Source organism: Nocardia sp. BMG51109 (genome assembly GCF_000526215.1).
Lineage (GTDB): Bacteria > Actinomycetota > Actinomycetes > Mycobacteriales > Mycobacteriaceae > Nocardia.
Genome location: NZ_JAFQ01000004.1, coordinates 6,012,261 through 6,032,531, shown reverse-complemented (window position 1 = coordinate 6,032,531; position 20,271 = coordinate 6,012,261). Strand labels below are relative to the sequence as shown.

Annotated in this window: 20 protein-coding genes; 10 read left to right on the top strand and 10 right to left on the bottom strand. The window is 69.1% G+C overall.

Annotated elements, in window-relative coordinates; translation table 11 throughout:
- Nucleotides 1–49: 49 nt before the first annotated feature.
- From D892_RS0128700 to D892_RS0128675, 6 genes are all read right to left on the bottom strand, one after another.
- Nucleotides 50–364 (bottom strand): hypothetical protein, encoded by a 315-nt coding sequence (locus D892_RS0128700; RefSeq protein ID WP_024804541.1) that lies wholly within the window; start codon nt 362–364, stop codon nt 50–52.
- A 177-nt stretch (nt 365–541) separates the two neighbouring features.
- Nucleotides 542–943: a pyridoxamine 5'-phosphate oxidase family protein gene (locus D892_RS0128695; RefSeq protein WP_024804540.1), complete on the bottom strand. Its 402-nt coding sequence runs from the start codon at nt 941–943 to the stop codon at nt 542–544.
- 171 nt (nt 944–1,114) lie between these two features.
- Nucleotides 1,115–2,191, bottom strand: coding sequence for an AraC family transcriptional regulator (locus D892_RS44035; RefSeq protein WP_084161272.1), 1,077 nt, complete (start codon nt 2,189–2,191; stop codon nt 1,115–1,117).
- Between the two features lie 51 nt (nt 2,192–2,242).
- Nucleotides 2,243–3,070, bottom strand: coding sequence for an enoyl-CoA hydratase/isomerase family protein (locus D892_RS0128685; RefSeq protein WP_024804538.1), 828 nt, complete (start codon nt 3,068–3,070; stop codon nt 2,243–2,245).
- The gene (locus D892_RS0128680; protein ID WP_036567549.1) at nt 3,070–4,329 is read right to left on the bottom strand and encodes an acetyl-CoA hydrolase/transferase family protein; all 1,260 of its coding nucleotides are present in this window, start codon (nt 4,327–4,329) and stop codon (nt 3,070–3,072) included. The genes D892_RS0128685 and D892_RS0128680 overlap by 1 nt, the downstream gene beginning before the upstream one ends.
- Entirely contained in the window at nt 4,326–5,489 is a 1,164-nt protein-coding gene (locus D892_RS0128675; protein WP_024804536.1) for a CaiB/BaiF CoA-transferase family protein, read from the bottom strand. The genes D892_RS0128680 and D892_RS0128675 overlap by 4 nt, the downstream gene beginning before the upstream one ends.
- Nucleotides 5,490–5,599: 110 nt before the next feature.
- On the opposite strand from D892_RS0128675, the gene D892_RS0128670 reads away from it, so the two are divergent.
- The 5 genes from D892_RS0128670 to D892_RS42325 all read left to right on the top strand — a co-directional run bounded on the left by D892_RS0128670 (nt 5,600) and on the right by D892_RS42325 (nt 11,998).
- The gene (locus D892_RS0128670) at nt 5,600–7,171 is read left to right on the top strand and encodes a class I adenylate-forming enzyme family protein (RefSeq protein ID WP_232236194.1); all 1,572 of its coding nucleotides are present in this window, start codon (nt 5,600–5,602) and stop codon (nt 7,169–7,171) included.
- Nucleotides 7,168–7,938 carry an SDR family NAD(P)-dependent oxidoreductase gene (locus tag D892_RS0128665; RefSeq protein ID WP_024804534.1) on the top strand — a complete coding sequence of 257 codons (771 nt, stop codon included), beginning with the start codon at nt 7,168–7,170 and terminating at the stop codon, nt 7,936–7,938. Before D892_RS0128670 ends, D892_RS0128665 begins: the two co-directional genes overlap by 4 nt.
- Nucleotides 7,939–8,087: 149 nt before the next feature.
- On the top strand, nt 8,088–9,071 hold the full coding sequence (locus D892_RS0128660) for an MDR family oxidoreductase (RefSeq protein WP_024804533.1): 984 nt from the start codon (nt 8,088–8,090) through the stop codon (nt 9,069–9,071).
- Nucleotides 9,072–9,083: 12 nt separating this feature from the next.
- Nucleotides 9,084–10,274 carry a MaoC family dehydratase N-terminal domain-containing protein gene (locus tag D892_RS0128655; protein WP_024804532.1) on the top strand — a complete coding sequence of 397 codons (1,191 nt, stop codon included), beginning with the start codon at nt 9,084–9,086 and terminating at the stop codon, nt 10,272–10,274.
- 26 nt (nt 10,275–10,300) lie between these two features.
- Complete coding sequence (locus tag D892_RS42325) at nt 10,301–11,998, top strand: class I adenylate-forming enzyme family protein (protein WP_232236193.1); 1,698 nt, start codon at nt 10,301–10,303, stop codon at nt 11,996–11,998.
- 53 nt (nt 11,999–12,051) lie between these two features.
- Here the strand turns inward: D892_RS42325 and D892_RS0128645 are convergent, their stop codons facing one another.
- From D892_RS0128645 to D892_RS0128635, 3 genes are all read right to left on the bottom strand, one after another.
- A complete protein-coding gene (locus tag D892_RS0128645) occupies nt 12,052–13,605 on the bottom strand; it encodes a class I adenylate-forming enzyme family protein (protein ID WP_024804531.1) in 1,554 nt (517 codons plus the stop codon).
- Nucleotides 13,606–13,797: 192 nt separating this feature from the next.
- The gene (locus D892_RS0128640) at nt 13,798–14,688 is read right to left on the bottom strand and encodes an aminoglycoside phosphotransferase family protein (RefSeq protein ID WP_024804530.1); all 891 of its coding nucleotides are present in this window, start codon (nt 14,686–14,688) and stop codon (nt 13,798–13,800) included.
- A gap of 292 nt (nt 14,689–14,980) precedes the next feature.
- Nucleotides 14,981–16,567 carry an MFS transporter gene (locus D892_RS0128635; protein ID WP_024804529.1) on the bottom strand — a complete coding sequence of 529 codons (1,587 nt, stop codon included), beginning with the start codon at nt 16,565–16,567 and terminating at the stop codon, nt 14,981–14,983.
- Between the two features lie 118 nt (nt 16,568–16,685).
- Between D892_RS0128635 and D892_RS0128630 the strand changes: the two genes are divergently transcribed.
- The 5 genes from D892_RS0128630 (at nt 16,686) to D892_RS0128610 (ending at nt 18,872) form a co-directional block, all read left to right on the top strand.
- On the top strand, nt 16,686–17,291 hold the full coding sequence (locus tag D892_RS0128630) for a TetR/AcrR family transcriptional regulator (RefSeq protein ID WP_024804528.1): 606 nt from the start codon (nt 16,686–16,688) through the stop codon (nt 17,289–17,291).
- A gap of 179 nt (nt 17,292–17,470) precedes the next feature.
- Nucleotides 17,471–17,779 carry a PadR family transcriptional regulator gene (locus tag D892_RS0128625; RefSeq protein ID WP_036567548.1) on the top strand — a complete coding sequence of 103 codons (309 nt, stop codon included), beginning with the start codon at nt 17,471–17,473 and terminating at the stop codon, nt 17,777–17,779.
- Entirely contained in the window at nt 17,776–18,132 is a 357-nt protein-coding gene (locus tag D892_RS0128620) for a DUF1048 domain-containing protein (RefSeq protein ID WP_024804526.1), read from the top strand. Before D892_RS0128625 ends, D892_RS0128620 begins: the two co-directional genes overlap by 4 nt.
- Nucleotide 18,133: 1 nt before the next feature.
- Nucleotides 18,134–18,457 carry a DUF1048 domain-containing protein gene (locus D892_RS0128615; RefSeq protein WP_024804525.1) on the top strand — a complete coding sequence of 108 codons (324 nt, stop codon included), beginning with the start codon at nt 18,134–18,136 and terminating at the stop codon, nt 18,455–18,457.
- Nucleotides 18,458–18,584: 127 nt separating this feature from the next.
- On the top strand, nt 18,585–18,872 hold the full coding sequence (locus tag D892_RS0128610) for a putative quinol monooxygenase (RefSeq protein WP_024804524.1): 288 nt from the start codon (nt 18,585–18,587) through the stop codon (nt 18,870–18,872).
- An 18-nt stretch (nt 18,873–18,890) separates the two neighbouring features.
- Here D892_RS0128610 and D892_RS0128605 read toward each other — a convergent pair whose 3' ends face one another.
- Nucleotides 18,891–20,264 carry an FAD-dependent oxidoreductase gene (locus tag D892_RS0128605; protein WP_024804523.1) on the bottom strand — a complete coding sequence of 458 codons (1,374 nt, stop codon included), beginning with the start codon at nt 20,262–20,264 and terminating at the stop codon, nt 18,891–18,893.
- Between the last annotated feature and the right edge of the window lie 7 nt (nt 20,265–20,271).

Sequence of the window (20,271 nt, the reverse complement as noted above, 5' to 3'; positions counted from 1 at the left end):
GGGACGAGCAATGATCCTGTGGCCTCGACGGTGCCGGCGATCGGGGCGGTCACCGGCCGCCGCCATCGTCCCGGCGCACCCTCGTCAGCGCGAGCATGGCCATACCGGAATCACGGATGAGGGTGTCCAGATCGTCCAGCACGTTGTCCAGCTCGCCGGCGACATCGGGCGACGTATCCGTGGTGCGGGTGCGGAAAATGTGCAGGCGCAGACCGGCATCGAACAGATGCCGAACCAACCGGTCGCAGGAATCGACGAAATCGTCGACCTCGTGCACCGACCACCCGCCGACGGGTCGCCTCGGTACACCCGGGTTGGGGCGGCCGGATTTGCTCTCGCCGATTCGACGGTAATCTTCGGGCATCACCGATCCGCCTTGCGCTGGAGTACGCTCCGGCCTTGGTGCCACCCTCGATCCCGCCGGGTGAGGTAGCGAAGCCGTTTCGGCTGGCACCCTACCCGTTAGGGCCACGGTCGGATACCCATCGGAAGACGACTTTCGGCCCTGGTGCGATCGGGTCCGGGCAGACCACTCCGGCGGTCAGGCCGTTGCCGCACCGCGGTATTCGGCGCCGGTGACGACCTCGGGATGGATCTGGAGGAACCGACCGTCCTCCTCCGCGGCGCGGCCCCAGACCTCGCGGTAGTGACCGACGTCGGTGACCTCCTCGGCGACGCCTTCGACGGTGACGTGCCAGCCGGCCCGGGTGTCGTGATCGATGGTGTCGGCCTCGTAGGCGACGGCTTGACGCTCACCGCTGATGACGAGAACCGCCGGGTCGGCGTGCACGATGATCACGCCGTCGTGCACGACATGATCAACCGGGTGCACCGTGAACAGCGCGTAACGGGAGTAGACGATCCGACCGAATCGGACGGTGCCCAGCCGCCGCAGGGCTTCGTCGGGCGGCAGCAGATGAGACACGGACAAGCTGGAGGTCATGCCATACCCTTTCAGGCCCTTCGCATTCCGTAGAATCGCCACCACCGATCTACGATCGTGCCCACCAGCGGCACATCCGCCACCGGTGGGCTAACTCGGGGTGCCTCTCACTGTCACAGCCGACACGATCCACCACACTGCCGAATCGTGCCGCTACACCGACGAAATGGGTTACGCATCCGGTAACGGTGCCGTGTGCTGCAGCACCCGGTACTCGCCGGGCGTCATACCCGTCTGCTGCTTGAAGACCCGATAGAAGTGCCGATCCGAAGCGAAACCGCACCCCGCGGCGACCGACTCGAGCGACCGAACACGGTCCGCGCGAAGCCAAGCCTGCGCAGTACCGATACGGCGCCGCCGCACAATCGCACCGACACCACCCTCGACATCCTCGAACAACCGATACAGAGTGCGCCGCGACACCGCGCACGCCTGCGCGATCCGGTCCATCGTGAGATCCGGTTCGGTGTAATGATTCCGGACGAACGCCAGCACCTGCTGCCGGGCCAGCGCCTCCGCCGGCAGCCCCGTGAGCCGGGTACCGGACGTCAGCAGGACCGCCGAGGCGATCAGGTCGGTAGCGTGCGCGCCCAGCACCGCCGCGGCCGCCGGGTCGGTCTGCTGCACCGCCAGCAGCCCCCGGAAGAACCGCTCGATCACACCGACCGCGCCGTTGACGGTGGGCAGCCGAGCATTGATGGGTAGCCGACCGATCGGCAACCCGGTCCGCTCCACAATGCTGGACATCGGCGCCAGCGCCAGGGTCACTCCCCACGCACTCTCATAGCATGCGTCTATTGTGTCAGTGCTATCGTAGATGTACATCCCGCTCGACTCGATCGCGCCGACTCGACCGGATATGTCCATCCGGGACCGGCCGACTGTCTGAAAGCACACCGTCAGAACCGGATCGTCCGGCTGGCCGGTGTGTCGCCGCGCCCGGTATTCCCGGTGTGGTGTGGCTTCGATCGATACGATGCCTACGGTGTCGTAGGTAGCAAGCCTGATCCGGCCGTGGAACCGATCCAACTGCGGATTACCGACCGCCATCGGAATAACGGATCCGGAGACCACATCCTCCCACTGCTCGAGCGCCTGCTTGGGCCCAAGCTCGGGCGTCGACCGTATGTCGACGACAGTGTTCACGGGGGTGCCACCCACGCGATAATTCTTGCACCGGGCTCGCCGGACCAGGGCCGAAATCCAGCCTCCTATCACAACTTCGGCAACACCACACCGACAAATCATGCCCCGGCACCGACGGATCGGGCCGGATCCAGCGGACCGGGCACATCCGCGTCACCGGCCCTTCCACCGCGGTCTACGCTTCTCCGCAAAGGCTTTCGGTCCTTCCTGCGCATCCTCGCTGGTGTAGCACTCGACCGACGCGTGCCGCGCCGCCTGCAAGGCCGCGGAACGCCCCATCTCCGTCGCGAGCATGACCGTATCGCGGGCCGCGCGCACCGATAGTGGGGCGCCTGCCAGCACCTCGGCGGCCAACTCCACTGCGGTATCCAGCAATTCGCCCGGTTCCGCCAGCCGGTTCACCAAGCCGATCTCGTAGGCGCGGCGGGCGTTGATCGGCTTGCCGGTCAGCAGCAGTTCCATCATGATGCGCTGCGGGATCATGTGGATCAGCGGTGCGGCCCACGGGGAGCTGCGGCCCACCTTCACCTCCGTGATCGCGAAGGTGGCGGTGGTGCTGGCGACGCACAGGTCGCAGGCCTGGGCGATCATCCAGCCGCCGGCGAAGGCGGCGCCGTTGACGGCCGCGATGGTGGGCTTGGACAGTTCGAGGGTGTCGTAGGGCAGCGGGAACATCTCGCGCGGTGGCACTCCCATTCCGGTCGCCACCATCTCCTCGAGGTCGCCGCCCGCGCAGAATGCCTTCGGGCCCGCCCCGGTCAGGATCGCCACGCGCAGTGCGGGATCGCGCTCGAACCGGTCCCACGCCTCGAACAGCCCGGCGCGCACGTCCGCCGCCAGGCAGTTGCGCCGCTCCGGGCGGTTCAGGGTGATCACCGCGATGCCGTCCGGGCGCGCCTCGAAAAGTACTGCCTCGGAGGGGGCCTGGGCGGAAACATCGCGGGATGCGGAATTGCCGGGCGATGCTGGGGCGTCGGACATCAGAAACCTCTCTGCTGGATCACGTACGCTTCTCGCTCGAGCTCTTCGCGAAAGTCGGGGTGCGCCACGGCGATCAGCCTGCGGGTGCGCTCGGCGAGGGATTGTCCGGCGAGTTCCGCCGCGCCGAATTCGGTGACGATCACGTCGACGTCGCTGCGGGCCGTTGTCACCGGCCCGGACAGTGCCGGGGTGATGCGGCTGATCGTGCCGCCCTTGGCGGTCGCGGGGAGCGCGATGATCGCGTGCCCGCCCGGCGAACGCGCCCCGGCCCGAACGAAATCCACCTGACCACCGGTGCCGCCGACATAGGCCGCGCCGCTCTGCTCGGCGTTCACCTGACCGGTCAGATCGACCTCCATCGCGGAGTTCACCGTGACCAGCCGCTCCACCTGCGCCAGCACACCGGCGTCGTGCGTGTAGCCGGTCGTGCACATCCGCAGGGCCGGATTGCGGTCGGCGAACCGGTACAGCCGCTCGGTGCCGATGAGGGCACCGGTGATCGAGACACCGCGGTCGATCTTCTTGCGCGCGTTGGTGACAGCGCCCGCCTCCACCAGGTCGACCAGGCCGTCGCCGATCATCCCGGAGTGCACCCCGAGATCGGTGCGGTCGCGCAGCAGCCGCAGTATGGCGTCGGGCACCGCGCCCACACCGGTCTGTAGCACCGCGCCGTCGTCGATATAGGCGGCGGCATGTGCGGCGATGGCCTCGTCCACCGGACCGATCCGCGCGGGCGGCACCCGCACCGGTGTCCGGGAAACCGTGACGGCGTAGTCGATCTCGGACGCGGACAGCCGCTCCCCGAACGTGTGCGGAACCTGATCGTTGACCTCCGCGACCACCACGCGAGCCGCCGCGACGGCCGCCCGCACGTAGTCGCTGATCAGTCCGAGGCTGTGCTCCCCGCGCTCGTCGGCGGGGCTCACCTGAACGAAAGCCACGTCGCAGCCGAGGATTCCGGCCTCGATCAACGGACCCACCCGGCCGACATGGCACGGCACGACGGCCAGCCGGTGCTCCTTCGCCACCGCCCGCAGCGCCCCGATCGCCCCCATGCTGGACAGCGCGAACGACTCGGTGGCCGCCGGGGTGAACAGCCCGGAGAAGCTCGTGGCGATGAACGCCGACAGCCCGCCGATCTCCCCGCCCTGCGCGATCAGCGCCTCGACCAACGTCTGCGGCTCACCGCAGGCCTGCCCGACCACGATCCGGTCACCCGGCCGCAGGATCTCCCGCAGGTCCAGCTCGTCGGGGGTCATCGCGCCCGGCCGTTCGTCTCGGCGGACCGCAGCTCGGACACCACCTGCGCGGTATCGGCGCCCAGCCGCGGCGCCGGTCCCGCGACCCGCCCGGGCGTGCGCGAGAACCATGCCGGCGGCCCCGGAAACCGCACCGGGCCATTCGGGCTGTCGACGGTCTCGAAGAATCCGGAGTCGAGCAGATGCGGATTCTCGAACAGGTCGTCCAGCGAGTTGACGCGGGCGGCCGGAATATCCAGGGCGCGCAGGAGTTCCAGCCACTCGTCGGTGGTCCGCTCGGCGAAGGTCTCGCCGAGCCGGGCGTAGATCGTGTCGATCCGCGCCGCCCGCTGTTCCAGGGTCGCGAATTCCGGTCCGGCCCAGGGCGGTTGCACCGCCTCCACGAACGCCGCCCACTGCTTGTCGTTGTAGACCAGCGCGGAGATGTGGCCGTCGGCGGTGCGGTAGGGCTTGCGGTTGGGCGCCACGGCGCGCGGGTAGGCCGCACTGCCCAGCGGCGGGTCGAACATCGCCCCGTTCGCGTGTTCCACGAGCATGAACGCGGCCATGGTCTCGAACATGGCGACCTCGACCTCCTGCCCCTCCCCCGTGCGTTCGCGATGGAACAGCGCCATCGTCGTCGCGTACAGCGCGGTCAGCCCGGCGATCTTGTCGGCCATGATGGTGCCGACATAGCCGGTACTCCCGGTGAGTTGCCGCTGGACGTCCGGCAATCCGCACTCCGCCTGGATGGTGTCGTCGTAGGCGGTGCGACCGGCATCGCGACCGCGCCTGCCGTAGCCGTAACAGTTGGTGTAGACGATCGCCGGGTTCACGGCGGCCACCGCGTCGTACCCGAAGCCCAGCCGCTCGACCGCCGCGGCGCGCATCGAGTGGATGAACACGTCGCTCCCGGCGATCAGATCACGCAGTGCCGCTTCACCTTCCGCGCTCCGCAGATCGAGCACCACACTGCGTTTGCCGCGGTTCACGTTGACGAAGACACCGGCCATCCCCCGCTCCGGACCCACCGAGATGTAGCGGGTGTTGTCCCCGGCGGGCGGCTCGATCTTGATGACCTCCGCGCCCATATCGGCCATGATCTGTGTGCAGTACGGACCCATGACCATCGCCGTCAGGTCGATGACACGGATACCGGACAGCGGACCTGCATATTCCATCGCCACGTCCTTGTTCGCGACCGCACCGGCACCGGGGACATCGGTCTCGCTCTCGGCGCTTTCCGGTCTATCTGATGAATCTTTGTAAGGATAGTGATATCAAGGACTGCGTGGACAGTGTCAATGGCGGCGGCCCACGCGGTGTCAACGGCGACGGCCCACGGGAAGGCGACGGCGGAGGCCCGCCGGGTCCCCCGCGGCCGATCGCCCGGGTGCTGGACGCCGCCCTCGCCGCGCGTCCCGACGCCCCGGCCGTCGAAGCCGCCTCGGGCGCTTGGAGTTACGCCGAACTCGACGAACAGGCCGAGCGTGCGGCCGGTGCGCTGTGGTCGCTGGGCGCGCGGCCCGGCGACCGGGTGGCGGCCTGCCTGCCCAACGATCTCGACATCGTGGCCGCCTTCCACGGTGCGCAGCGCATCGGCGCGGTGTGGGCGGGTATCGGCGAGGCGTTGTCCGGGAGCGAACAGCGGCACCTCGCCGACCTCATCGATCCGGCGGTCGTACTCGCCGGCGCGCGCTGCCGGGTGGAATCCCCGGCGACCGTCGATCCCGAACGCTGGGCGTCGCTGCTGGGCGCCGGCTCGCAGGCACCGCACGTCGACCACGACATCGACGCCCCGGCCGGAATCGCCTTCACCAGCGGCACATCCGGGCAGCCCAAGGCGGTGGTGCACAGCCAGCGCAACCTGATGCTGCCCGGCGCCGCCCTGGTCGCCACCCGCGGCTGGGGCCCGGACCTGCGCAAGGGCGACAGCTTCCCGTTCACCGTGCTCAATATGCTGGTGCTGTCGACCCTGCTCACCGCCCAGGCGGGCGGCTGCGCGGTGGTCATGGATCGCCGCGACGTCGACGGCGTCGCGGAATGGATTGCCGCGCACCGGGTCACGGTCTGGAACGGCGCACCCGCCCAGCTCTACGATCTGGCGCGACAGCCGCATCTGGATCTCGGATCGCTGCGGGAGGTCTGGAGCGGCGCCAGCGACACCCCCGACTCGGTCCGCACCGCCTTCGCCGAGGCGCACGGACCGGTCCCCCGCGCCACCTACGGGCTGACCGAGGCGCCGACCGTGGTCTCGATCGACCCGCCCGGCCGCGACTGGCTCTCCGGCGGCAGCGGCCGGCTGCTGCCGCAGTACGACGTCGCCGCCTACGACGACGACGGCCACCGGCTGCCCCCCGGAGAGCCTGGCGAACTGCGGCTCGCGGGCACTCGCACCGGCCCGTGGGCCGGGCTCTGGACGCCGCTGCTCGGCTACTGGGAGGGCGGCCGCGTCCGCCCGGCCCCGCCCGCCCCGATCCCGACCGGCGATATCGGCACCGTCGACGCCGAGGGCAATCTCTCGGTGCTGGACCGCAAGAAGATGGTGATCATCCGCGGCGGCGCCAACGTCTATCCGCTCGAGGTGGAGCGCGTCCTCGGCGCGCACCCGGACGTCGCCAAGGCCGCGGTCTGCGCGGTGCCGGACGAACGGCTCGGGCAGAAGGTCGCCGCGATCATCGAGAGCGTCGGCTCCGCAGTCGATTTCGAGGAACTCGCCGCACTGTGCCGCCGCGAACTGGCGGGCTACAAGGTGCCCGAGATCTGGACCCGGGTGGACGCCCTGCCGATGAACGCCATGGGCAAGATCGAACGAACCCGCCTCGCCGAACTCGTCGCACCCCCGGCCGGGAGGCAGCCGTGAGCACGCCGCTGGACCGTCTCGCCCACCTCTTCGGCCTCGACGGCCGGGTAGCGATCGTCACCGGCGCGTCGTCCGGGCTCGGCGAGGTGGTCGCGGAATCGCTCGCCGCGCTCGGCGCCCGGGTCGCGGTGGTGGCCCGGCGCGCGGACCGGCTGGCCGAACTCGCCGCCCGGATCGACGGCCACCCGGTGGCCTGCGATCTGGGCGAGGGGGTCGACGCGGTGGTTCCCTCGGTGACCGATGCGCTGGGGCCGCCGGAAATCCTGATCAACGCCGCCGGGAACCGCTTCGGCGAGGATCCGGCGGAGTCCGAAACCCCGGACGCGATCGAGCGGACCCTGGCGCTCAACCTGGTGGCTCCGTTCCGCCTGTGCCAGGCGGTCTTTCCGCATATGCGGGACGTCGGGCGGGGCTCGATCGTCAACGTCTCCTCGATCAGCGGCCGGGTCGGCATCCCCGGCATTCCCCAGGCTTCCTATGCGGCAAGCAAATCCGGCATCTCCGGCCTGACGACCGAACTGGCCGTGCAGTGGGCGCGGCACTCGATCCGGGTGAACACGGTGGCGCCCGGCTTCTTTCGCAGCGAGATCACCGACAGCCTCTACGACGACGAACGCGGTGCCAGATATCTGCGCCGCAACACTCCGCTCCCCACCGAGGCGAAGGCCGAGGACATCGCCGGCGCGATCGTCTGGCTCGCCGGAGACGCGGCCCGCTACGTGACCGGTCAGACCATCGTCGTCGACGGTGGCTGGACCGCGCGCTGACCAGCACTTCCGGCGACCGCCGGTTGACACCCCACACCAATGGAAATACCATTCGCCACAGTGGAGAATTATATTCTCATGATCGACACATGTAGTGCACAGCGTGCACAGCGTCGTCGTCCACGGGCGAAGAAAGGACTCGCCGGCGAATGTTTGCGGCATTGCTCATCGACAAGAACGAGGCGGGCCAGCAGGTCACGCTGACGAACGTGGACGAGGCGAACCTCCCCGAGGGCGACGTCACCGTCGACGTCGCCTACTCCACCCTCAACTACAAAGACGCCCTGGCCATCACGGGGAGCTCGCCGATCGCCCGGTCGTTCCCGATGGTGCCCGGCATCGACCTCGCCGGGGTCGTCACCGACAGCACCCACCCGGACTGGTCCACGGGCGATCAGGTGGTCCTCAACGGCTGGGGCGTCGGCGAGGGACACTGGGGCGGTCTGGCCCAGCGCGCCCGGCTGAACGGCGACTGGCTCGTACCGCTCCCCCCGGAGTTCACCGCCCGCCAGGCGATGTCGATCGGCACCGCCGGTTACACCGCGAGCCTGTGCGTCGATGCCCTGCTGCGCCACGGCATCCGGCCCGATCAGGGCGAGATCCTGGTGACGGGTGCGACCGGCGGCGTCGGCAGCATTGCCATCGCGCTGCTCACCAAGGCCGGGTTCACGGTCGCCGCCGCCACCGGAAAGTCCTCGGAGACGGCCTATCTCCAGCAGCTCGGCGCGGGCACCGTGGTGGACCGCGCGGAACTCGGTGAGCGCGGCAAGCCCTTGCAGAAGGAGCGCTGGGCCGGCGCGATCGACACCGTCGGCAGCCACACCCTCGCCAACGTCTGCGCGCAGACCCGGTACAACGGTGCGGTGGCGGCCTGCGGGCTCGCCCAGGGCATGGACTTCCCCGGTACCGTCGCACCCTTCATCCTGCGCGGCGTCACGCTGCTGGGCGTCGACAGCGTGAAGGCCGACAAGCAGCGCCGCCTGGACGCCTGGGGCCGGCTCGCCCGCGATCTCGACCCGGCCGCGCTGGACTCGATCGCCCGGGAAGTCACTCTGGCGGAGGCGATCCCGACGGCGGACAAGCTCATCGACGGCACCGTCCGCGGGCGCTACGTCGTCGACGTGAATCGGTGATCAGGAGTATTCATGACCGACAAGACCGAATCCACCGTCGAACTCGACCTGAGCGATGTCGACCACCGGGTCGGCAAACCGGTCGGCGGCGGCCAGCTGTGGGATCCGTGCAGCACCTCGGACATCCGCCGCTGGGTGATGGCGATGGACTATCCCAACCCGCTGCACTGGGATCAGGAGTTCGCCCGCGAATCGCGCTACGGCGGGCTCGTCGCACCCCAATCCATTGCCGTCGCACTGGATTACGGGCACGGTGCCCAGCCTGCCTGCGTGGGCCACATCCCGGAGAGCCACCTGATCTTCGGCGGTGAGGAATGGTGGTTCTACGGCTGCCCGGTCCGCCCCGGCGACCAGCTGTTCCAGGAGCGGCGGTTCCACGACTACAAGGTCACGGACACGAAGTTCGCCGGGCCGACGATGTTTTCGCGCGGCGACACCACCCACCGCAATCAGCACGGCGCGCTGGTGGCCCGCGAACGCTCCACGGCCATCCGCTATCTGGCCGCCGAGGCCACCAAGCGCGGCATGTACGAGAACCAGCTGGGCGCGGTGAAGAGCTGGACCGCGGAGGAACTGGCCGCGGTGGACCAGCTGCGGCACGAGTGGCTGCTGTCCAATCGTGCCGGTGTCTCACCGCATTTCGACGAGGTCAAGGTCGGCGACAAGCTGCCGCGCCGGGTGATCGGGCCGCACACCCTCGCGAGCTTCACCACCGAGTACCGCGCCTTCCTGTTCAACATCTGGGGCACCTTCCACTGGACCGCGCCCGCGGGCATCGAGGATCCGTGGATCTACCAGGATCCGGGCTGGACAGAGGGTTTCGGGTTCGACGAGGAGGGCGCCCGGATCGATCCGCGCAAGCGCGACGGCCTCTACGTCGGCCCCTCGCGCGGGCACATCGACGCCGACAAGGCCGGCGAGGTCGGCATGGCGCGCGCCTACGGGTACGGCGCCACGATGGGCGCCTGGTGCACCGACTATCTCGCCTACTGGGCGGGCCTCGACGGCATGGTGCGCCACACCAAGGCCGACTTCCGCGGTCCCGCGTTCGAGGGCGACGTGACCTATTTCGACGCCGAGATCGTCGGCAAGGACGCGGATTCGGCGTGGGGTGTGCCGCTGGTGCAGGTGAAGCTGCGGCTCACCAATCAGGACGGCGGTGTGCTGGTGAGCTGCACCGCCGAAGTCGAGTTGCCGTACTGACGCGGCGGACAGGGACGGAGCGGACCGTGACCAGCGGGGCCAACGACACCACCGATACCGGAATCGCGCGGGCGATCGCGTCCGGCCCGCCGCTCGCCGAGGAACCGGCGCTCGGGCCGCTCACCCTGCCCGGTTTCCTGCGCGAGGTGACCGAGCGTTACGGCGGCCGCGAGGCGCTCGTCTTCGGCGACACCCGCTGGACCTACACCGAGTTGTGGGAGCGGGCCAACGCCGTGGCCCGTGCGCTGCGCGCCTGCGGTGTCGGCAAGGACAGCCGGGTGGGCGTGCTGATGACGAACCGGCCCGAGTGGCTCGCGGGCGTCTTCGGCGCCGCGCTGGCCGGCGGGGTCGCGGTCACGCTGAGCACCTTCTCGACTCCCGCGGAGCTGGATCATCTGCTCGACATCTCCGGGGTGTCGGTGCTGCTGTTCGAACGTGCCGTTGCCGGTAAGGATTTCGCGGCCGTGCTCACCGAACTGGAGCCGCTGATCGGCGAGTCGGAGCCCGGAGCCGTGCGATCCGCGAAATATCCCTTCCTGCGGCATCTTTCGGTGGTCGGTGCGCCCGCGGCCGGTGCCATCGAGAGCTGGGCGGATTTCCTGGCCCGCGGCGACGGCGAACCGCAGGAGCTGATCGATGCGGCCGCCGCCTCGGTGCGCCCCAGCGACACCGCGGTCATCTTCTTCTCCTCCGGCTCCACCAGCAAGCCCAAGGGGATCCGCAGCGCCCATCGGGGCGTCGCCATCCAGATGTGGCGGTTCCGCCGCATGTACGACTTCGGCCCGGACGACGACGTGCGCTGCTGGACCGCCAACGGCTTCTTCTGGTCCGGGAATTTCGGCATGGCACTGGGCGCGACGCTGGCCGCCGGCGGCTCGCTGGTATTGCAGTCCACCTTCGACGCCGCCGAGGCGCTGCGCCTGATGGAGGCCGAGCGGGTGAACTTTCCCGTCGCCTGGCCGCACCAGTGGGCCCAGCTGGAGGGCGCATCCAACTGGGCGGCAACGGATCTGAGCAGCCTGCGGTTCGTGGACGTGTCGACGCCCGCCGCGCGCCACCCGCGCACCTCGATCGCCTACACCGAACCGGGCCACGCCTACGGCAACACCGAAACCTTCACCATCACAACGTGTTACAAGGCCAACACCCCGGAAGACGTGATCGCCGGAAGCAGCGGTCTGCCGCTGCCGGGCAATACGGTCGAGATCGTCGACCCGCTCACCGGCGACCTGCTCGCCCGCGGCGAACGCGGCGAAATCTGCGTCAAGGGACCGACTCTCATGCTCGGCTACGTCGGCACGCCCCTGGACGAGACCCTGGACCCGGACGGCTACTTCCACACCGGCGACGGCGGCTACCTCGACGCCGACGACCGCCTGTTCTGGGAGGGCCGCCTCACCGACATCATCAAGACCGGTGGCGCCAATGTGTCCCCACGCGAGGTGGACGAGGAACTGATCCGGTATCCGGGCGTCAAGGTGGCCCGCACGGTCGGCGTACCCCACGACACCCTGGGCGAGGTCGTGGTCGCCTGCGTCGTCCCGCATGCCGGAAAGACTTTGGACGCCGAGGAGATTCGCGCCTTCCTGCGCGAACGCCTCGCCAGCTACAAGGTCCCCCGCCAGGTCCTGTTCTTCGGCGAGGAGGACATCGCCCTCACCGGCAGCGCCAAGATCAAATCCAGCGACCTGCGCAAGCTGGCGACGCAACGTCTGGCAGGTTGAGCTGCCTCCCAGATTCGCGCAGCAGTACGAGGGTTTGCTCTTGTCGGCCGTCCCTACTTCAGGGTGCCGTCGGCGATGAGGGTTCGCAGGTGGCGGCGGTCCAGTTTGCCGGAGGGGAGGATCGGGAGGCGGGCGCTGGTGGTGACCACCCAGCGGGTGGGGACCTTGTAGGCCGAGAGTTCGGAACGGGTTCGGGCGGTGAGGGATTCGAGGTCGAGGTCCGAGCCGGCGGGGATCACCACGGCGCAGACCTCCTCGCCGCGGGTCGGGTGGTCGAGGCCGACCACCACGCATTGCAGGACCTCGTCGAAGGATTCGATCACCGCTTCGACCTCGCGCGGGGACACGTTCGCGCCCGCCGGCTTGATCAGCTCGCTGGTGCGGCCTACATAGAACAGGCGGGGGTCGCGGGGGATCCGGTAGACGAGGTCGCCGGTGTGGAACCAGCCGTCGGCGTCGAAGACCGTCGAGCGTTCGCGCTTGTTGTATCCGGCCATCACGCCGATTCCGCGGATGAGCAGTTCGCCGACGGTCTCGTCCGGAACATCGCTGCCGTCCGGGGCGGCGATCCGGATGTCGGTGTGCGCGAAGCTGCCCGCGGTTTCGGTCAGGCTGCGGTGCACCGGGTACTGCCCGGGCACGCCGACCATCGCGAGATCCAGTGGTCCGTCCCGCAGCAGGGGTGCGCTCGACAGGTCCCGATCGGCGAAGGTCGGGTGCTCGCGGAGGCGTTGGGTGAAGGCCGGCCATCCGATCACGCCGGTGGCTTTCTCCCGTTCCATCAGGTCCAGCCCGGGGCCTGGATCCAGGCGCGGCAACAGCAACAGCGTGGCCGGTTCGTGCAGCGCACCCGTCACGGCGAGCATGCCGCCGACCCAGAACAGCGGCATCGCGCACAGTACCCGCGGTATTCCGTCGACTCCCGTGGCGTGGCGGATGGCGGCGGGCCAGGTGCTCGTCTGCCGGACGAGCGTGCCGTGCGTGTGCACGACGCCTTTCGGGTCGGCCGTCGACCCCGAGGTGTGGATCATGATCGCCGGATCGGCCGGCGACACCTCGTCTTCGACAGACGCCAGCACCTCCGGCGACACGGCGGTCAGGTCACTGCTCCACCGGCTCGCCCACCCGCGCGCGGCCTCTCCGGTCAGGACGATCTCACGCAGATACGGCGCCTCCGGCAGCTGCAAGCCCCCGGCCGACGCCCGAGCGAGATCGGGAAGCGCGGCCTCGAGAATCGCGCCGGTCTCGGTCCCGAGCACCGCATCCGCCGCGACCAACAGCTCGATATCGGCCAGCCGCAACACCTTCCGGATCTCCCCCGGCGCATACATCGTGCTCAGCGGAACGGCCACCGCGCCGATACGGCAGAGGGCCAGCCACCAGACGACCCACTCGCTGCCACTGGTGAAGAACAGCCCGACCCGGCTCCCCTTCCCCACCCGCGCATACAGCAACCGCCGCGCGATCTCGGCGGAACGCCGTTCGGCGGCCGCGTAGGTCAGCTCACCATCCGGGGTCACCACATAGCGCTCGCCCCCGAACTCGGCGACGCAGCGCCGCAGCAACGCGGGAACGGTCGGGCACGATTCGGCAACTGACGACGACACCCCACCCAGTGTAGATACCCATTACCCATTTGAGAGAATAACGTTTCCACCGCGTCGTCTCGGAGCCACTACCGCGTCCGAGACCGGCAGCAAGGCGTACTCGCCCAGTGCCGGTGAGCACATCGAGCCGTATCGACTGCTGGATGCCGGGCGTGTGCCCATCGACGGTGGGCCGGCCGGCGGCGACCCGCGTCAAAGACCCCGCAGAACACGATCGAGTGCCGCCCGGCCCGCAGGCCCCCAGTGCGGCTTGCCGCCGGGAAGGCCCCGATCTCCGTTCTGCCCCATGAGAATCAGGAACAGACTCTTCAGGGCGGCCAGCCCGCGAGCGCGCCGGATCGCCGACTCGTCCGCGTGCGCGTAGCTGTCGAAGAACCCTGCGGCCGTGCCCGCGGGGAGCAGCACCCATGCGGCGGCGAGGTCCCACGCCGGATCGCCGGCGAACATGTCACCGAAATCGACGATGCCCGAGAGCGTTCCGTCCGAGACGACGACGTTCGCCGGATGCAGGTCGCCGTGCACCCACACCGGCGGGCCCTCCCACGCGCCGGCCGCGACGGCGTCGTCCCAGACGGACCGGACGTCGGTGGCGATGTCGTCGAGGGCAACGGCCCGGAAGAAGTCCTCGAAGCCGTCCGTGCAGTCGCTCGGATGGGCGCCGCGGTCCGTGGCGCTCGGCGCCTCGGCGGGCGCCTCCACATGGAGCGCCCGGAGGAAGCCCGCCAGCGTATCGGCCGCGTGCGCGCCTCGGCTGATCGAACCGTGGTCCAGCGGCTCGCCGGGAACCCACGTCATCACGGTCCAGTGCTTGGGGAAGAGTTCGGACGGTTCACCGCACCGCACCGGGGTCGGCACCGGCAGCGGCAGGCGCGGAGCCAGCACGGGCAGCCACCGCCGCTCCTTGAACTGGAGTTCCGGGGTCAGGTCCATGCGCTGCATGCGCACGACCAACTCGTCCCCGAGACGCCACATCTGGTTGCCCCAGCCACCCGCCACCTCGCGGATCGCCAGCCCGGCAAGGTCCGGATGTTGCTCCCGCAGCAGGTCGCGGACCAGCTCTGCGGTGATCTCGGTGTCGGTCATGCGAAGTCACAGTACCGAGGCGTTCGAGCACACGGTGACCATGGACCCGCCCGCGCACACCCGCACGAGGGGCCGACCTGCTCGGCGTCCCGGAGGCCGAGACGAATTCCGCGACACCCCGGCTGGGCACCCGAAGCCGGGCAGCAGGGTCGGCACGCCGACGCACACTGGTTCCGTCTGTCGCCGCGCCGCAGGTCCCGGCGCAGGCGGCCGGGCCGGTCTCGACAGTGAGCACGCGTTCGACCGACGGCGGCGATCCGGCCGGAGGCCCGCCATGCCGAGCCGGGCGGTCCTACGGCGCTGTCCGCGAACCGGTTCCGAGCGCTGTCCGGTCCGGTTCGTGGGCGTCATCGGCCGGGGCCGCCTCCACCGGGCCGTTCACCCGGCGGCCCGGTGCCCACAGGCCCAGCACGACCGCGAGCACCAGCACCGCGGAGCCGAGCAGGAGGCACGCGTTGTGCAGTCCGTGCATGAATGCGCCCTCTGCCACTTCGGCCAGCGGTTTCGCCTGGGGCCCAATGTGTTCGGTGACCTCCAGCGCACCCGCGAGGGATCCGGAGACCGGGCCGCGGATCTGTTCGGGGACCATCGGCAGCACCTCGTCGATGCGCTCGCTGTAGCCGGCGGCGAGGATGCTGCCGGACAGGGCGATGCCGATGGCGGCGCCCACCTCGCGGGCCGCGTCGTTCACGGCCGCCGCGACGCCGTCCTTGCCCTCGGGCGCGCCGTCGACGATCGCGGCCGTCGCGGGCGCGGCCGAAAGCCCCAGGCCCACACTCATGATCAGCAGCGGCCACAGGATGTCGGTGAAGGTGCTGTCGGTCGACAGCCGCGACAACAGCAGCAGCGCCACACCGACGGTCGCCAATCCGGCCGCGGTCGGCAGCCGCAGCCCGTACCGCTCGGCGAGCCACGGCGCGATCACCGACAGGATCACCATCGGAGCGATCATCGGCGCCATGGCCAGCGCCGACATCAGCGGCCGGTATCCGAGAATCAGCTGGAAGAACTGCACGATCAGCATGAACAGGCCGAACGACACGAGGAACTGGATCGCGACCGACGCCGTCCCCGTACCGAATCCGCGCAGCGCGAACAATCGCACGTCCAACAGCGGATGCTCCGCCCGCAACTCGATCAGCGCGAAGGCCACCCCGGCCGCCACCCCCGCGATCGCGGCCGCGAGCACCACGGGATCCGTCCAACCGCGTTGCGGCGCTTCGAGAGCCGCCACCACGACCAGTCCGACGGCGGCCGCCCCGGAGACCGCGCCCCACGGGTCGAAGGCCGGACGCGCCGCATCCAGCGATTCGGGAATCGTGCATCCGGCGACCGCCAGGACGACACCGGAGATCGCCATCGCCACGGAGATCGACGCCCACGACCAGAATTCCATCAGCACACCGGAACCCAGAATCCCCAGCACGGCACCGACACCGACGGTCCCCGCCCAGATTCCGATGGCGACGTTGCGCCGCTCCCGCGGCAGGCTCGAGGTGAGGATCGACAGCGTGGACGGCATGACGAGCGCGGCCCCGACGCCACCCGCGGTGCGCGCGCCGATCAGCCACATCGGGCCGCCCATGAACAGCGGAACGGCCGACGAGACCGCGAACACGACGAGCCCGACGACGAGGATCAGCCGCCGCCCGAACCGATCGCCGAGCGCACCGGCGGGCAGCACCAGGCAGGCGAGGGCGAGCGTGTAACCGTCCACGACCCAGGTCAGCTGCGCTTGCGTGGCACCGGTTTCGGAGGCGATCTCCGGCAGTGCCGTGTAGAGCGCGGCCATGGACGCGATGACGAGCGCGACGGCCGAGCAGGCAACCAGCACCACCCATCGCAGCCGGGTGGACCACGCCGTCGCTGTCGTGCTCACCAAACCTCCCTAGAAACGAAACCAAAAGTATCGCTACGCTACTAGGAGTATCATAAGTAGGCCGACTCGCACTGTGAGCCCCGTCGCAGCAGGCATCCCGAGGAGGAATTCTTCGTCCATGACCACGACCAGCGCCGGGTCCCACGATCTCGATCCACGGAAGGTGCGCTCCCGCGCCCGGCTGCTCGACGCGGCCACCGAACTCCTGCAATCCGGTGGGCTGGAAGCGATCACGATAGACGCGGTCACCCGGCTGTCCAATGTCGCCCGCACGACGCTGTACCGGCATTTCGACAATGTCGTGCACCTGCGCACCGCGACGCTGGAGCAGATGCTTCCGGCGGTGGTCGAATCCCCGACCGAGGGCACCCTGCGCGAGCGGCTGATCGAACTGCTCGGCCGGTGGGCCGACGTGATCAACGAGGTTCCGCTGCATCTGACCACCCTCGCCTGGCTGGCGACCGCTGAGGACGCCACGCGCACCGGCTCGCTGCGCCACCATCTCGTCGAGAACTACCGCCGCCCGTTCGACGACCTGTTCGACTGCGACGAGGCCCGCACGATCCTGGGCGACCGCGAACTCGACTCCGTACTGCCGCAACTCCTCGGCCCGATCGTGTTCACCCGCCTCAGCGGTCTGGGCTGCGCCACCCGCACCGACTGCCTCCGCATCGTCGACGATTTCCTGGCGGCGTGCGCGGCACCAGGCACACCGACTCGCTGAACCGGGGCGAGGTCGTGCCGATCGGAAACCGCTCGTCCGCCCGGCCGTTCCGGGGCGGTCTCTCCGGGACGAGTGTGGCGATGTTTCGACCACTACTCTGTGATACAGTCTAGTAGTACTCGGTACCACCGAATAGTGATTCCGATCGAAGGAAGGCTGCCACGGACAACTTGACGGAGATGCTGAAAGGCACCCTCGAAGGCTGCGTCCTCGAAATCATCGGCGGCGAGGAGACCTATGGCTACGCCATTACGCGCCGGCTGAACGAACTCGGTTTCGACGATGTCATCGAGGGGACGGTATACGCCATCCTGCTGCGGTTGGAGAAGAACGGGCTGGTCGATGTTTCGAAGCGGCCTTCCGAGGTCGGCCCGCCGCGCAAGTTCTACACGCTCAACAGCGCGGGACGCAAAGAACTCGCGGAGTTCTGGGTGAAATGGGAATACGTCTCGGCACGCATCAATGAGCTGAAGGAAAGCAAGAAGTGAACTTCTGGGAGAAAATCACAGGCAACGATCTCACCAGGGAATACAAGGCCTTCGAGGCCCGGGCCGAGGCCCTTCCGGCCGAGTATCGAGCGGCGTGGGAAGAGATCAAGGCTCATCTCTTCCCCTTCGGGGACTTCACGGGTCGCAACCTGATGCCGATCCTCGACGGCGCCCTGGGGCTGCTCGAGGAAACGGCATCCGATGGTCAGAGCGTGCACGAGGCGGTGGGCGACGACATCAAGGGCTTCTGCGCGGCGATCGCGGGCGAAGAGGGAGCCAAGAGCTATCGCGACAAGTGGCGTGAGCAGCTGAACAGGAACGTGGCCAAGAAACTGAGCCGGCTGGGAGCATAGCGTGGGCATCCGCGACATCATCGAAGGTAAGCGAGAGTGGCGGGCGCACATGGCCCGCGTCAAGGCACTCCCGCCCGATTACCAGATCGTCTACAAGGAGATTCAAAAGTACTTCTTCAAGGTCGGTCCGGTCGGCCTGGTCGACGGCACCCTGCTCTCGGACCTTCTCGATTTCTTCGACGAGGGAGTCGCGGCCGGCACCCGGGTCACGGAACTCATCGGCACCGACGTCGCGGCATTCTGCGACGACCTGATAAAGGACTCCCGAACCTTTGCCGACATCTACCAGAAGTCCATCAGCGAGGAGGCCGGTAAGGCGAAGTAATCTCCGTGGTCCGACCGTCCCGACAGGCCGAGTTCGAGACCGATCTGTCGACCTACCGGCGCGGCCGACATAGGGTGGGGCGGGAGGGCGAGACGACGGGGTCTGCCCGCCCACGGAAGGAGTACGCATGATCGCCGTTATCGCCGAGTTGACCGTCCAGGCGGGCAAGGGGGCCGAGCTGGAGGCCGCGGTGGCCGAACTCGTCGAGCAGATCCGGCGGAACGAGCCGGGGAATCGGGAGTATCGGCTCGTGCGGTCCAAGCAGGATCCGAACTCCTACCGGATCTTCGAGCTGTACGACGATCAGGCCGCGCTCGAACTGCACGGCAAGTCCGACCACTTCCGGGCCGCGGGGAAGCGCTTCGCTCCGCTGCTGGCCGCCGCGCCGAAGATCGAGTACTTCGACGCTGTGTGAGAGGACGCGGTGTGAGGGTCAGGGGTGCTGCCGGACCGCCGTCAGCGCCTTGCGGGCGGCGACCAGCACCGGGTCCCAGACCGGCGAGAACGGCGGGGCGTAGCCGAGATCCAGGGAGATCATCTGCTCCACGGTCATCCCGGCCGTCAGAGCCACGGCGGCGATATCGATGCGCTTGCCCGCCCCCTCGCGGCCGACGATCTGCACGCCGAGCAGCCGGCCGGTCCGGCGTTCGGCGAGCATCTTCACCGTCATCGGGGCCGCGTCGGGGAAATACCCGGCGCGGCTGGTGGATTCGATGACCACGGTGACGTACTGCAATCCGGCGGCGCGAGCGTCCCGCTCCCGCAGGCCCGTTCGCGCGACCTCCAGATCACAGACCTTGCTCACCGCGGTACCGACCACACCGGGGAACGTGGCGTAGTCGCCGCCGACACCGGAACCGATGATCTGGCCGTGCTTGTTGGCGTGGGTGCCCAGCGGAATGTGCCGTTCGGCACCCGACATCAGATCGAGCACCTCGACGCAATCGCCTCCCGCCCAGATGTTTTCGTGGCCGCGCACGCGCATGGCCCGATCGGTGAGCAGACCGCCGTAGGCGCCCAGCGGTAGACCGGCGGCGCGCGCGAGATCGGTGGCCGGGTGGACGCCGAGGCCGAGCACGACGATATCGGCCGGGTACTCGGCGGCGCCGGTGCCGACCGCGCGGACCCGGCCCTCGCCGTCGGTGCGCAGGCCGGTCACCTCGGTGTCACCGATGACGCTGATTCCCATGCCCTGCATGGCTTTCCGGATCAGCACGCCCATATCGGGATCGAGGGTGGACATGGGCTCGGAGCCACGATTGATCATGGTCACCCGGAAGCCGCGGTTGATCAGCGCCTCCGCCATTTCGACGCCGATATAGCCCGCGCCGACCACCACCGCCTCCCGGCCGCGCGCCGAGTCGAGGCTGTCGATGAGTTCCTGCCCGTCGTCGAGGGTCTGCACGCCGTGCACGCCCGCGGCATCGATACCGGGCAGCGGCGGGCGGATCGGGGCGGCGCCGGTCGCGATCACGAGCTTGTCGTAGCCGGTCCAGGTTTCGTCGCCGGACTCCAGGTCACGGGCCCGGACGCGGCGGCCGGGAACGTCGATCTCCAGCGCCTCGGTACGCAGCCGCAGGTCGATGCCGCGCTCGCGGTGCTCGGCCGGCGTGCGGGCGATCAGATCGTCCCGGTCGCCGACATCGCCGCCCACCCAGTACGGGATGCCGCAGGCCGAGTACGAGGTGAAATGCCCGCGCTCGAACACCACGATCTCGAGCTCGCCCGCCTTCTTCAACCGCCGGGCCTGCGACGCGGCGGCCATCCCGGCCGCATCCCCACCGATGACCACCACACGTTCGCTCATGCCGGCA